The sequence below is a fragment of the Rhodococcus sp. WS3 genome (genome assembly GCF_003797085.1).
GTDB classification, from domain to species: domain Bacteria; phylum Actinomycetota; class Actinomycetes; order Mycobacteriales; family Mycobacteriaceae; genus Rhodococcus_F; species Rhodococcus_F globerula.
In genome coordinates, this window is sequence record NZ_RKMA01000002.1 from 567,312 (window position 1) to 580,675 (window position 13,364).

The window sequence follows — 13,364 nt, forward strand, 5'->3', positions numbered from 1 at the left end:
GTTAGCTGCCGCCCGCCAGTTCTGCGACCCGGTCCCGGATCGCATCGAGCGCCGCCGGGATTCCGGAGGCGTCGGAACCCGACCCCTGAGCCATGTCGGGCTTTCCGCCGCCTCGACCACCGATCTTCGGTCCGAACGAGCCGACGAGGTCGCCTGCCTTCACGCCGAGCGCCTGCGCAGCCTTACTGGTGGCAACCACGAAGGGCACCTTGCCGTCGGTGTCGCCGAGCAATGCGACCACTGCGGGCTCCGAGCCCAGGCGACCCTTGATGTCGGTGACGAGCGTGCGCAGGTCGTTGGCTCCGACACCGGCGGGTGCAGGTTCTGCGATCACGAGCACACTGCCGATGCGCTTGGCCTTGTCGACGAACTCACCGGCTGCAGCCAGAACAGCCTTGGCCTTGGTCTGCTCCAGTTCCTTCTCGGCCACCTTGAGACGCTCGACAAGCGCTTCGACGCGAGCCGGAACCTCTTCGGACGGAACCTTGAGCGATGCGGACAGTCCGGCCAGAAGCGCGCGCTCCTTGGCCAGATAACGGTAGGAATCCAAACCGACGTACGCCTCGACACGGCGGATGCCGGAGCCGACGGACTGCTCACCGAGCAGAGTGACCTGACCGATCTGAGCGGAACTTCCGACGTGCGTGCCGCCGCAGAGTTCCATCGAGAACGGGCCGCCGATTTCGACGACGCGAACCTCGTCGCCGTAGTTCTCACCGAAAAGTGCCATGGCACCCATCGACTTGGCCTTGTCGAGATCCGTCACAAACGTGTTGACCGCGAAGTTGGACGCGACAGCCTCGTTGGTGACAACTTCGATGTCCTGCTTCTGGGACTCGGAAAGCGCACCCTGCCAAGAGAAGTCGAAGCGGAGGTAGCCGGGCTTGTTGAGTGAGCCGGCCTGAACGGCGTTGGGGCCGAGCACCTGACGCAGCGCTGCGTGCACCATGTGGGTACCGGAGTGTCCCTGGGTTGCACCCTTACGCCATTCGGCGTCGACATGTGCGAGAACGATGTCGCCTTCGGTGATCTCGCCCTTCTGGACGGTGACCTTGTGCGTCCAGACCTTCTTGGCGATCTTCTGAACGTCGTTGACCTTGGCTTCGAGTCCCGGCGCCGTGAGCGATCCGATGTCGGCGATCTGTCCACCGGACTCTGCGTAGAGCGGGCTGCGGTCAAGGATGACCTCAACCGACTGCCCCGCCTTGGCGACCGGCACACGAACGCCGTCGACGATGAGCGCGAGGACATGAGCTTCGGAGACCAGTTCGTTGAAGCCGGTGAACTCGGTGGGACCGCGATCGAGCAGTTCCTTGTAGACCGTGAGGTCGGCATGCGCGTGCTTACGAGCCTGAGCGTCGTCCTTGGCGCGCTTGCGCTGCTCGGCCATGAGGGTGCGGAAGCCGTCTTCGTCGACGGTGAGACCGGCCTCGGACGCCATCTCGAGTGTCAGGTCGATCGGGAAGCCGTAGGTGTCGTGCAAGGCAAATGCCTGGTCGCCGGCAATGACCGACTTTCCGGACGACTTGACCGTCTCGGCAGCGTTCTCGAACAAGGCCGATCCTGATGCCAGAGTCTTGAGGAACGCTGTTTCCTCACCGACGGCAACATTCTCGATGCGCGTGAAGTCGGTTTCGAGAACCGGGTACGACGGAGCCATGGTGTCGCGGACGACGATCATGAACTCGCGCATGGTGGGCTGCTCGCTGCCGAGCAGTTTGGCCGAGCGCACGATGCGGCGAAGCAACCGGCGTAGCACGTAGCCGCGGCCGTAGTTGCCGGGATTGACGCCGTCCGCAATCAGCATCGCGGCGGTGCGGGCGTGGTCGGCGATGACGCGGAAACGAACATCGGACGTGTGATCGGTGCCGTACACGCTGCCGGTCAGCTCAGCGGCCTTCTCGATGACGGGACGGAGAAGGTCTGTCTCGTAGACGTTTTCGACGCCCTGCAAGAGGAAGGCAACACGCTCGACGCCCATGCCGGTATCGATGTTCTTCTTCGGCAGGGGTCCGAGGATCGGGTAGTCACCCTTCGTGGTGCCTTCGCCGCGCTCGTTCTGCATGAACACGAGGTTCCAGATCTCGATGTAGCGATCCTCGTCGGCTTCCGGGCCGCCCTCTACGCCATACTCGGCGCCGCGGTCGTAGAAGATTTCCGAGCAGGGCCCACACGGTCCGGGGATGCCCATCGACCAGTAGTTGTCTTTCATGCCGCGGCGCTGAATGCGCTCTTCCGGCACGCCGACCTCGTCGCGCCAGATCGCAAATGCTTCGTCGTCATCGTGAAAGACAGTGGCCCACAGGCGCGTCGGGTCGATGCCGTAGCCGCCGTCGTCAACCGAACCGGTCAGCAGCGCCCAGGCGTGCGAGATGGCTTCCTTCTTGAAGTAGTCACCGAAGGAGAAATTGCCGGCCATCTGGAAGAACGTGTTGTGGCGGGTGGTGATGCCCACCTCTTCGATGTCCAAGGTGCGAACACACTTCTGCACAGACGTCGCACGCGAGTATGGCGGCGTCTGCTGGCCGAGGAAGAACGGCACGAAGGGAACCATGCCGGCGTTGACGAACAGAAGGTTCGGATCGTCGAGAATCAGCGACGCGCTGGGCACCTCAGTGTGGCCGGCCTTGACGAAGTGGTCGAGGAATCGCCTGCGGATCTCGTGGGTTTGCACTAACCGGTCCTTACCTTCATGAGCGTCGAACTGTCGTTGTCCAGCCTAGCGTGCAGGGACCTTACAGCTTTAACCCCGCACGATTACAGCTTCAACCCCGCACGATTCGACGCAATTTTCCCACTCGATCGGCGATCTCCCGCTCATTTCCGTGGCCAGTCGGCTTGTAATAGTCGACACCGACCAGTTCGTCCGGTGGATATTGCTGCCGTAGAACGCCGTCGCGGGTGTCGTGTGGGTACTTGTATCCGACCGCGTTTCCCAATTTCTCAGCCCCCTTGTAATGACCGTCACGTAGATGCGGCGGCACGAGACCTGACTTTCCGGCAGCCACATCGGCCATGGCCGCACCCAGCGCTTCGATGACGGCACCCGATTTCGGCGCGGTCGCGAGATGGATCGTGGCCTGGGCAAGCGCGAGACGTGCCTCCGGCATTCCGATCAATTGCACAGCTTGAGCAGCGGCCATCGCGGTCTGTAGTGCCATCGGATCGGCCATCCCGATGTCTTCGCTGGCGTGAACCACCAGTCGCCTCGCAATGAATCGCGGGTCCTCCCCCGCAGTCAGCATGCGCGCAAGGTAATGCAGCGCCGCGTCTACGTCGGAACCTCGAATGCTCTTGATGAATGCGCTGATGACGTCGTAGTGCTGGTCGCCGTCACGGTCGTACCGAACGGCGGCTTTGTCGACACTGGCCTCCACGGTCGCGAGATCGACTTCGACGGGTCCGGGTTGGCCGCCAGCGGTATCGAGCGCAGCGCCTGCTGCTGCCTCGAGAGCAGTGAGCGCACGGCGGGCGTCACCGGACGCCAGCCGCACCAGATGTTCCATCGCGTCGTCGGCAATGGTGACTGAGCCACCGAACCCACGCTCGTCGATCACTGCCCGCTCGAGAAGCTCCTGAACATCGGCTGCGGTGAGCGCCTGCAATTGCAGAACCAGCGAACGGGACAGCAACGCCGACACCACGGAGAACGACGGATTCTCGGTGGTAGCGCCCACCAACAGGACGATCCGATTCTCGACAGCGGCCAACAACGCATCCTGCTGGGTTTTCGAGAATCGGTGTACCTCGTCGATGAACAGGACGGTCTGCTCGCCGTTCAGGAGCCGTCGCCTAGCCAGTTCGATCACACCGCGAACCTCTTTGACACCGGCCGACAGTGCAGACAGCGCCTCGAAACGCCGACCGGTCGCGCCGGAAATCAACGACGCCAGTGTGGTCTTGCCGGTACCAGGAGGCCCGTACAGAAGTACCGATGCGGCACCGGATCCCTCGACCATTCGCCGCAGCGGCGCACCGGGCCCGAGTAGGTGCTGCTGGCCGACAACCTCACCAAGAGTGCGCGGGCGCATGCGGACAGCCAGCGGAGCACCGGGCGGCAACGAGGACAAGGCGCGCTCGGCTACCGAGACGACATCTGGTTCATCCACGATCTCGGATTCTTCCGGAGTTGCCTCGAACAGGCCGTCATCCGCCACCACGCTGTCTTCAGCTTGCCAATCGCTCACAAAACGACGCTACTAGAAGGTACCGACGCGTCGAAGTCCCAACTGGAAAGCACGGTCGGGCCGAATTGGATAGCGTGTCGCCATGAGCACTTCTGAGATCGCCACCGTTCTCGCGTGGCATGACGCACTCAACAGCCAAGACATCGACACGCTCCTGCAGTTGTCGAGCGACGATATCGAGGTGGGTGGAGCCGACGGGGCAACGCAAGGATTAGCAGCACTGAGCGAGTGGGCGTCGAACGCCGGTTTGACGCTTGTTCCCGGCAAGATGTACGTCCACCACGGAGTTGTCGTTGTCGAGCAGACTGCGACGTGGGCCGCAGAACCCGGCAAGACCGCCACCATTGCGTCGGCGTTCCGGGTGGTCGAGGACCAGGTCACGTCTACCTTCCGGCATCCCGATCTCGCGACGGCGCTGGCGGCAACGGATCTGTCCGAGGCGGACGCTCTCGCCGACAACTGAGCTTCGACATGCAAAAGCGCCCGTGCTCCGGCACGGGCGCTTTATCGGTTCGTGTGTGCGTTACTCAGCGTGTGCGCGGAGTGCAGCGACAACCTCGTTCGCGTGGTCATGCACAGCGACGTTGCCTGCGAGTTCGGCTGATCGCGCCAACCGTGCCCAACGGCGCAGCAACGCATCCGAACGCGGAATCGACAGATGGTGCTCGCGCACTGCGGCTATCCGCGAATGATCATTGGGCAGGAACATGTAGGTGCTCAGCCATACCCAGATGAGCTGAGCCTCGACCAGTCCTCGACCCAATTCGGCTTCGTCGGCAAGCGCCGGCCACAAGCCCACCACTTCCGAACGCCACGCGTCGACCATCGCCGACGCGCGTTCCTCGGTCAGGTCGACGTTGCACAGGCATCCCGGGAACGACACGAGTGCGTACGTGATGTCGAGAAGCGCGTCTCGGTATCCACCCCACTCGTAGTCGAGGAATCGAACACCTTCGCCGTTGACGATGATGTTGTCCGGACACAGATCGGACGGACTGAAGGCGCGGAATCGCCCACCGCTGAACAGATTCTGCGCGTGGTGAACCTGTTCGAGAATATTCGGATCGACAACAACACCCAGTGTGTCCGCCAACATCGACGGCACGTCGGTGATGACGCGCGCCACCTGATCAGCCACTTCGTCGGAACTGTGGACAACCTCGGCACGTCGAAGCAGGGCTGTGAAATCTTCTTCACGTCCTACGGTGGCGGCGTGCATGCGACCCATTGCCTGGGCCATTGCCATCAGGGTATTCGTGACGGTGTCTGCGTCGCTGTCCTGGAAAAGAACGCTGATCGCGGTGGCGTCACCGAGGTCGCTGAGCACGAGGAGCCTGGCGTCCAAGTCGTATGCCAGCAGTTCCGCGCCGGGACGGGCGTCCTTGGCCAATGCGTTGGCGAATTGGTACGACACGGCTTCACGCAGGAACGCGGTATCAGGATCGAACACGTGGATTGCCTCAGCGGGCGGGGTAACGCCGTTCTTGACACCCAGATAGGGATCACGGACCTGCTTGATCACCAATGTGCGAGGTAGGGAAAACGGGTTTTCGGCAACTCGAACGCGCAGCACGATGGTGCGTCCACTGCCACCCAGATCCGTGGGATCCACGAGGGTAACGGGTGCTCCGGTGCGGCGCGTGAGCAACTGCTCGGCAGCTGCCACGACTTCGGATACGGGGTCTGCCAGTAATACGGTCATCACTGATCAACTTACCCGTAAGTTACTGGAATCATGCGTCTTCGCTCTCTACTGTCAGCGCGCTTTCTCGTCGCCGATCAAACCTGAAATGCCTTTCAGCGCTGCAGCAAACTCTTCATCGGCTCGGGTTTTGAACCACAATACGAGTGTGCAAGCGGTGACAATTCCCAGCATGTTGACGGCGAGCTGAAGCGACGACAGCCCGGCGATACGCCATTCACCGTTAGCCGCAGCAACTACCGCGAAACCGGCCGCCGGGACTGTGGTCACCGATATGAACACGCCGACCAGTGCGGCGGATTTCGCCGATATCAAGGCCAACATGCCCGCAGAACCGGCCAGGAGGGCGACAACAAACGAGATCGGTCCCACTTTGTAGATGAAGTCGACTTGATGCAGTGATTCGAGGGTGGTGACGTCCATCCAGTCGAAGAACTTCACCACAAAGGTGGCGAGCAGAGTGATACCCATCGCCACCGGGAACGCGACGACCAACGCAAGAATCGAACGTCTACGTAGCTTTCGATCACGTCGAACCAGGGCAACCGAGAGCGCGGCCAGCGGGCCGAATTCCGGCCCCACAACCATCGCTCCGACGATGGTGACCGGTGAATCCGTGACTACACCGATTGCGGCCAGGAGGCAGGCGATAGTCAGGAAAGCGACAAACAATCCATTGAGAGTCGATTCCTCGCGAGTCCGGGACAACAGTTCTTCCCAGACCACAGTCTCGGCGCCGTCACCAGGTGCATCGTGTTCTGCTTTGCGTGCCGCGGCCGACAACACTGTTTCCACCGGAACCAGCGTCACCGCGCCGTGCTCGGGGATTCCGAGATCCTGCATCGCGACTATGACGTCGTTCGCAGACTCGCGGGCAACATCTGCCTGCACGACATCGCCGCGCGGATCGATGGCAATGCCACGCGACACCACAATGTGGGTAGCCCCGCATTCCGCCTCGAGCGCACCGAGAACTTCCTCGGTGCGCTCGGGCGGGCAGATCACCCTCAGGTGCAGCATGGCGATCTGGGGTCGGTCTACTTGCCGTCTGCGGTGTCGCCACCGGCAGCGTCAGCCTTCTTCTCCGGCTTCGCATCGACGCCGGATTCCTTACGCTGCTGCGCCGTGATCGGGGTAGGTGCGTCCGTCAGCGGATCGACACCGCCACCCGACTTCGGGAACGCGATGACCTCACGAATGGAATCCATGCCGGCGAGGAGCGCGGTGATGCGGTCCCAACCGAAGGCGATTCCGCCGTGCGGGGGTGCGCCGAAGGCAAAGGCGTCGAGCAGGAAGCCGAACTTGTCCTGCGCCTCTTCCTCGGAAATACCCATCACCTTGAACACTCGTTCCTGAATGTCCTTGCGGTGGATACGGATACTGCCGCCGCCGATTTCGTTGCCGTTGCAGACGATGTCGTAGGCGTAGGCGAGAGCGGTTCCGGGATCGGTGTCGAACGTGTCGAAGAACTCGGGCTTGGGCGAGGTGAACGCGTGGTGCACCGCGGTCCACGCCGAATGGCCGAGAGCAACGTCACCGGACGCGGTGGCGTCGGCGGCCGGCTCGAACATCGGAGCGTCGACGATCCAGACGAAGGCCCAGGCCTTGGGGTCGATAAGATCCTTCTTGCGGGCGATCTCGCCGCGGGCAGCACCGAGAAGCGCGCGCATCGGCTTGGTTGCACCCGCCGCGAAGAAGATGCAGTCACCTGGCTGTGCGCCGACGTGAGCGGCCAGACCCTCGCGCTCGGCGTCGGTGAGGTTCTTGGCAACCGGTCCGCCGAGCGTTCCGTCTTCGCCGACCAGCACGTAGGCAAGTCCCTTGGCGCCACGCTGCTTGGCCCATTCCTGCCACGCGTCGAGCTGCTTACGCGGCTGGCTTGCGCCACCCGGCATGACAACAGCGCCGACGTACTCGGCCTGGAACACGCGGAACGTGGTGTCCTTGAAGAACTTCATGCACTCGACGAGTTCGATGTCGAAACGCAGGTCGGGCTTGTCGCTGCCGTAACGACGCATCGACTCGTTGTAGGTCATGCGCGCGATCGGCGTCTTGATCTCGTGGCCGACGAGCTTCCACAACGCGGTCAGGACTTCCTCGGCCAACAGCATGACGTCGTCCTGGTTGACGAACGCCATCTCGATGTCGAGCTGAGTGAACTCCGGCTGGCGATCGGCGCGGAAATCCTCATCGCGGTAGCAGCGCGCGATCTGGTAGTAGCGCTCGATGCCACCCACCATGAGGAGCTGCTTGAAGAGCTGGGGGCTCTGCGGCAGAGCGTAGAAGCTACCGGGCTGCAAACGCGCCGGAACCAGGAAGTCGCGGGCACCTTCAGGGGTGGAACGCGTGAGTGTCGGGGTCTCGACCTCGACGAACTGGTGGTGCGCGAGGACGCCACGCGCAGCGGCATTCACCTTGGAGCGCAAGCGAATTGCGTGTCCGGGTCCTTCACGACGCAGGTCGAGGTAGCGGTACTTCAGACGCGCTTCCTCGCCGACCTGATCGTCGAGCTGGAACGGCAGCGGAGCACTCTCGTTGAGCACCTCGAGCTCGGTGGCGTTGACCTCGATTGCGCCGGTGGGGATCTCGAAGTTCTGGTTTCCCTCGGGGCGGACCTCGACGACACCGGTCACGCGAACGCAGTATTCCGCGCGCAGACGGTGCGCCTGCTCGGCGACGTCACCTGCCCGGAAAACTACCTGCGAAACACCGGATGCATCACGGAGATCGATGAAGATCACTCCGCCGTGATCACGACGCCTGGCTACCCAACCGGTGAGCGTTACGGTCTGCCCTGCCTGCTCGGGTCGCAATGAACCGGCGAGATGTGTGCGCAGCACGGGATTCCTTTCGAACAACTTCAATAACCGACGACCGACTACTTTGCCTGCGATCCTACGGAGCGAACAGCCCAGACCGGAAACGCGCACCCGCCTCGCATGCGAAGCTATCCACCAGAAGTGACGGCAAGCACTTGTTCACGACAGCAGAAAGCGGACATAGATGACCTTCAACGAGGGGGCCCGCGGTGAAGCGGGACGCGTTCAGGTTCAAGGCGGCGGGGGCGGTAGCCGGGGCAGCAAGGTGGCAATCGGCGGCGGCGCCGGTGGCATCATCGTGCTCATTCTTGCCCTTCTGTTCGGCGGAGATCCCGGTTCGCTACTGGGAACGTCCACCGAAACATCGAGTTCCTCGAGCGAACTCAGTTCGGTCGACGACTGCACCGGTACCGATGCCAACAACGACGTGAACTGCCGCGTCACACTTACCGTCGGTAGCCTCGACGACGTCTGGGAAGCGCAACTGATCAAACAAACCGGGACGGCGTACGTCCGCCCCGAGGTCGTCCTGTTCAGTGGATCGGTCAGTACGGGCTGCGGTCAGGCAACCAGCGAAGTCGGTCCGTTCTACTGCCCCGCCGATCAGACCGCGTACTTCGACACAAGCTTCTTCCAATTGCTGGTCGACCGATTCGGATCAAGCGCCGGCCCCTTGGCGCAGGAGTACGTCGTTGCCCATGAATTCGGTCACCACATCCAGAATCAACTCGGGGATATCAGCCGCGCGCAGGCCGACCCGCAGGGCGCAGAGTCAGGCGCGGTGCGCACCGAACTGCAGGCAGACTGCTACGCCGGCGTGTGGGCACATTACGCCGACACCATCCCCGACGAAGCGACCGGCCAACCATTCCTGAAGTCGCTGTCGCAGAACGATATCCGCGATGCACTGTCGGCCGCATCGTCGGTCGGCGATGACCGGATCCAACAGTCGACCAGCGGGCGGGTCAACCCCGAAGGCTGGACTCACGGTTCATCCCAACAGCGGCAGTTGTGGTTTGCAGCCGGATACAAGACCGGCCAGGTAGCTGCCTGCGACACCTACTCGGCGCGTGATTTGAACAATCCCGCGGCGCTGAGCAAGTAGAGCTTGCCCAACAACCATCCCACCGACAAATTATTTTGTCTTGACAAGTAATTCTGTCGGTGGGATGGTTTTCTCATGTTGGAAGTCGCAGTCATCGACAAACCTGCTGCCGCGGAAGCGTCACTCGACCCGGTTCGGCAGCAAATCCTCGCCGCGCTTGTGAACCCGTCGTCGGCTGCTGCGCTGGCACCCCTCGTCGGACTGACCCGCCAAAAGGTCAACTACCACCTGCGAACCCTGGAAGAACACGGGCTCGTTCATCTCGTCGAAGAACGCAAACGCGGAAACATGACCGAACGAGTCATGCAGGCAAGTGCCGCGTCGTACGTCATCTCCCCCGCCGCGATGTCCGCGCTGGCTCCGGATCCACGGAAGTTCCCAGACCAACTCTCGGCGCGATGGCTCGTCGCGGTGGCAGCGCGGGTCGTCCGAGAGGTCGGCGAGTTGATCGCCGGAGCAACCGCCGCCGGAAAGCCCCTCGCTTCCTATGCCATCGACAGTGACATCACATTCGCGACAGCCTCCGACCGAGCGGACTTCGCCCGCGAACTCGGCGAGGCAGTCAACGGACTGGTTGCCAAATACCACGACGGCAACACCGCGAACGGCCGCCCGCACCGCCTCGTCGTAGCGCTTCACCCAAGCCTGAAACCGTCCACACACTCACCCGAATCGGAGAACTAGCCATGTCGAAGAAGTTCGAAATCCGCCGCGAAGTTGTTGTACCCGGAACCCCGGAGCAGATCTGGGCCGCCATCTCCGCCGAGACTGCCGGATGGATGTTCCCATCGCCTCTCGAGATTCCGGCCGACGGCTCGCGCCCCGACAGTTCCGTCATCGCTACCTGGGAACCGCCCACCGAACTCGGCATCCACATGGACGGCCCCGATGGCTGGTTCAATCACCTCGAATACCTCGTGGAAGCCCGCGACAACAGCACGGCCGTCGTGCGCTACGTCCATGCCGGCGTCTTTGCCGACGACTGGGACAACCAGTACGACGGGGCAAGCAAGCACACAGACTTCTACCTCCACAGCCTTGGCCAGTACGTGCGCTACTTCGCCGGGCAGAGCGCCACCTACGTGAGCGCCGAAGGTCCGGAAGCATCCGGCACACCCGCAGCGATGGCAACTCTGCGCAGCGCACTCGGAATCGGATCCGACACCGCCGTCGACGACACCGTGACTTTCGACGTTCCCGGCTTCGGCACGATCACTGCTGTGGTCGACTACCTCAACGACTGGTTTGTCGGACTGCGTACCGACGACGCGCTACTTCGGTTCTACGGCCGAAATGCCTTCGGCGGCAATGTCGATGTGGCACACCACCTGTTTGCAGCAGGCGCTGACGGCGAAGCAGCCAGCGCAGGCTGGAAAGGCTGGTTGGACGGCGTCTATGCCTAAGCGCGATATGCAGAGAAGCGCCCTGTGGTCTGCTGTCGAAACCGAGCGCACCGCTCTGGTCGGTGAGCTTGTCGGTCTGAATCAGGCACAGTGGAATCAGCAGTCGTTGTGCGGGCGGTGGACTGTCGAGGACGTCGTCGCGCATCTCACAGCGGCTGCGAGCGTCGGTGCACTTCGTTGGCTTGTCAGTGTCCTGGGCACACGGTTCGACTTCGACCTACACAACGACCGGCGCCTCGCCGAGTACCGAGGCGCGACCCCGGACGAGACCCTCGATCGGTTCCGACGGGTGATCACCAGCAGAACCTCGGCGCCAGGGCCCACTGTGGCGTGGCTCGGCGAGGTGGTAGTCCACGCCCAGGACATCCGGCGTCCGCTCGGTCTCTCGTACATTCCAGCCGTCGAGACGCTCACCGAAGTTGCTCGTTTCTACGCTCGACGGGACTTCACTGTGCCCAGTCGCAGCACGATCAAAGGTCTTCGCGTCGAAGCGACCGACGGGCCATTCTCGACTGGAGACGGTCCACTCGTCAGCGGCACGACCTTGGCTCTCACCATGGCCATGGCTGGTCGGCGCGTGTACTGCGACGATCTCACCGGGCCCGGTGCTGCGACGATGCGAGAGCGTTGCACAACCTGACGGCCCTCCAGCAATTCCTGGGCGGGTCAGATTCCGGTCTGTGCGGTCACCCGTCCCGTGTCGATCGCTGTCATAAGTGCGGCATGATCACGAGCATTTCGTTTGGTGTACGCCGCTGCAAACTCACTGATCGCGAGATCGAATTCCGTTCCCTCGCCAAGATATTCGGCAATCGCAATGCGGTCGCCCGAACGAGCGTGTGCATAGGCCAGAACCCGCGCGCATAAGCGGCCGTACGCTTCCATGCCTTCGGGTTTCATGCCTTCGATCACCGCTGAGCCCTTGCCGTCGCGAAGTTGACGGATGTAGAAGTCATGCTCGAGCTCGTCCGGACCTGGCCCTCGCTCCCAACCGAGAAAGATATCGCTGCTGGCCTGCATCAGCCGCTGACCATTCACCACCCGCTCCCCCTCATTGCGGAATATCGGGCCGTTCACATAGCCGGACAACACCGACGGCAACGCCTGCTTCACCTGCAGGATCAGTGGATCATCGGCGTCGCGTCCCTTCATCAAGATCATCCAGGCTCTCGTGCCGACACTGCCGACGCCGACCACCTTGCGCGCGATGTGCATCATCTCGAAGCTCTGTAGCAGCACGCGGCGATCCCACTGAAGGGTGCTGCGGTACGAACGAATTCGTCCGTGGAGCACCTCCTCGACATCCTCGAGATCCCGCCCGTCGTATAGCTCCTCGACCGGCACGATCAACGGTGGATCACTGATGAATCGCCTTCTGCCATCGACAATCTCGGTGAATTTCGACGCGGCTTGAACGCTGTCCCGTCGGCGTGCCTTATCGAGAGTGGAACGCGCCCGTTCAAGCATTCGTTTCTTGATCTGAATACTCAGTTCTTCGAGGCCGTCCTCTGGTTCGATGTGCGAATACCACACCGCGAGGTTTCCCAGTTCCGCCTGGCGAAGCATCGTTTCCCGATATTCGGCCGCACAACCAACAGTTATCTTCCTTCGTTCCTTACCCGAATAGCCGTTGTCCTTACCCGCTATCGCCAAACTCGCAGCCAAGCGTTTGACGTCCCATTCGAATGGACCTGGGTAGGTCTCGTCGAAATCGTTGATATCGAATGCAAGTTTGCGCTCCGGCGTGGCGTAGACCCCGAAATTACTCAGATGCGCATCTCCGCACAGTTGGGTATTCATGTCGGAATTGCGATTGCGTGAAAGGTCGTCGCACATAACCAGGGCCGCGCCACGAAAGAACGAGAAACGCGACGCAGACATGCGGCCGTAACGAATCGGCACCAATTCAGGCACCCGCGCTTCGGCCTGAGATTCCAGGAGTGAAATCGGGTCGCGGTCGCTGTCGGCAAGTTCGGCCAGCATCGCAAGCGGCGTATCTCGGCGAGCCTGCCGACCATCCTCCCTCCGCTCGTCAACGGTGGGGTGCTGCGCAGGAACTGCCTTGTCAGCTGGCGCAACCTTGTCAACCGGTACTGCAGTCATCTGCCCGACCTTTCAGTCCTCGGTGGGCCTGCGGAGTCGACGGCC

11 protein-coding genes are annotated in these 13,364 nt (G+C 62.2%); 5 read left to right on the top strand and 6 right to left on the bottom strand.

Annotated features, from left to right (window positions below; translation table 11 throughout):
- Position 1: 1 nt before the first annotated feature.
- Complete coding sequence (gene alaS / locus EEB13_RS16670; protein ID WP_033236183.1) at positions 2-2,674, bottom strand: alanine--tRNA ligase; 2,673 nt, start codon at positions 2,672-2,674, stop codon at positions 2-4.
- A gap of 91 nt (positions 2,675-2,765) precedes the next feature.
- The gene (locus EEB13_RS16675; RefSeq protein ID WP_233363897.1) at positions 2,766-4,109 is read right to left on the bottom strand and encodes a replication-associated recombination protein A; all 1,344 of its coding nucleotides are present in this window, start codon (positions 4,107-4,109) and stop codon (positions 2,766-2,768) included.
- A gap of 160 nt (positions 4,110-4,269) precedes the next feature.
- On the opposite strand from EEB13_RS16675, the gene EEB13_RS16680 reads away from it, so the two are divergent.
- Positions 4,270-4,650, top strand: a complete 381-nt coding sequence (locus tag EEB13_RS16680; protein WP_033236181.1) for a nuclear transport factor 2 family protein — start codon at positions 4,270-4,272, stop codon at positions 4,648-4,650.
- A gap of 60 nt (positions 4,651-4,710) precedes the next feature.
- Here the strand turns inward: EEB13_RS16680 and EEB13_RS16685 are convergent, their stop codons facing one another.
- Genes EEB13_RS16685 through aspS form a run of 3 tightly spaced genes read right to left on the bottom strand, consistent with a single transcriptional unit; the run spans position 4,711 to position 8,729 of the window.
- Positions 4,711-5,889: a kinase gene (locus EEB13_RS16685; protein ID WP_033236180.1), complete on the bottom strand. Its 1,179-nt coding sequence runs from the start codon at positions 5,887-5,889 to the stop codon at positions 4,711-4,713.
- 54 nt (positions 5,890-5,943) lie between these two features.
- The gene (locus EEB13_RS16690) at positions 5,944-6,909 is read right to left on the bottom strand and encodes a DUF389 domain-containing protein (RefSeq protein WP_033236179.1); all 966 of its coding nucleotides are present in this window, start codon (positions 6,907-6,909) and stop codon (positions 5,944-5,946) included.
- 17 nt (positions 6,910-6,926) lie between these two features.
- Positions 6,927-8,729 carry an aspartate--tRNA ligase gene (aspS, locus tag EEB13_RS16695; protein WP_033236178.1) on the bottom strand — a complete coding sequence of 601 codons (1,803 nt, stop codon included), beginning with the start codon at positions 8,727-8,729 and terminating at the stop codon, positions 6,927-6,929.
- A gap of 163 nt (positions 8,730-8,892) precedes the next feature.
- Here aspS and EEB13_RS16700 point away from each other — a divergent pair, with 163 nt between their 5' ends.
- The 4 genes from EEB13_RS16700 to EEB13_RS16715 all read left to right on the top strand — a co-directional run bounded on the left by EEB13_RS16700 (position 8,893) and on the right by EEB13_RS16715 (position 11,856).
- On the top strand, positions 8,893-9,813 hold the full coding sequence (locus EEB13_RS16700; protein WP_141485841.1) for a neutral zinc metallopeptidase: 921 nt from the start codon (positions 8,893-8,895) through the stop codon (positions 9,811-9,813).
- 75 nt (positions 9,814-9,888) lie between these two features.
- Positions 9,889-10,497 carry a winged helix-turn-helix domain-containing protein gene (locus EEB13_RS16705; protein WP_095886203.1) on the top strand — a complete coding sequence of 203 codons (609 nt, stop codon included), beginning with the start codon at positions 9,889-9,891 and terminating at the stop codon, positions 10,495-10,497.
- Between the two features lie 2 nt (positions 10,498-10,499).
- Positions 10,500-11,216, top strand: coding sequence for an ATPase (locus tag EEB13_RS16710; RefSeq protein WP_095886202.1), 717 nt, complete (start codon positions 10,500-10,502; stop codon positions 11,214-11,216).
- Positions 11,209-11,856: a maleylpyruvate isomerase family mycothiol-dependent enzyme gene (locus EEB13_RS16715; RefSeq protein WP_141485842.1), complete on the top strand. Its 648-nt coding sequence runs from the start codon at positions 11,209-11,211 to the stop codon at positions 11,854-11,856. Before EEB13_RS16710 ends, EEB13_RS16715 begins: the two co-directional genes overlap by 8 nt.
- A gap of 26 nt (positions 11,857-11,882) precedes the next feature.
- Here the strand turns inward: EEB13_RS16715 and EEB13_RS16720 are convergent, their stop codons facing one another.
- Positions 11,883-13,319, bottom strand: coding sequence for a DUF2252 domain-containing protein (locus EEB13_RS16720; protein ID WP_095886200.1), 1,437 nt, complete (start codon positions 13,317-13,319; stop codon positions 11,883-11,885).
- Positions 13,320-13,364: the final 45 nt, after the last annotated feature.

Bases quoted from the DNA above. Each gene is read 5' to 3' on its own strand.
- EEB13_RS16700 (WP_141485841.1), top strand. From the start codon at position 8,893: ATGACCTTCAACGAGGGGGCCCGCGGTGAAGCGGGACGCGTTCAGGTT.
- EEB13_RS16690 (WP_033236179.1), bottom strand. From the start codon at position 6,909: ATGCTGCACCTGAGGGTGATCTGCCCGCCCGAGCGCACCGAGGAAGTT.
- EEB13_RS16680 (WP_033236181.1), top strand. From the start codon at position 4,270: ATGAGCACTTCTGAGATCGCCACCGTTCTCGCGTGGCATGACGCACTC.
- EEB13_RS16705 (WP_095886203.1), top strand. From the start codon at position 9,889: ATGTTGGAAGTCGCAGTCATCGACAAACCTGCTGCCGCGGAAGCGTCA.
- EEB13_RS16710 (WP_095886202.1), top strand. From the start codon at position 10,500: ATGTCGAAGAAGTTCGAAATCCGCCGCGAAGTTGTTGTACCCGGAACC.
- EEB13_RS16720 (WP_095886200.1), bottom strand. From the start codon at position 13,319: ATGACTGCAGTACCGGTTGACAAGGTTGCGCCAGCTGACAAGGCAGTT.
- EEB13_RS16715 (WP_141485842.1), top strand. From the start codon at position 11,209: ATGCCTAAGCGCGATATGCAGAGAAGCGCCCTGTGGTCTGCTGTCGAA.
- EEB13_RS16685 (WP_033236180.1), bottom strand. From the start codon at position 5,889: ATGACCGTATTACTGGCAGACCCCGTATCCGAAGTCGTGGCAGCTGCC.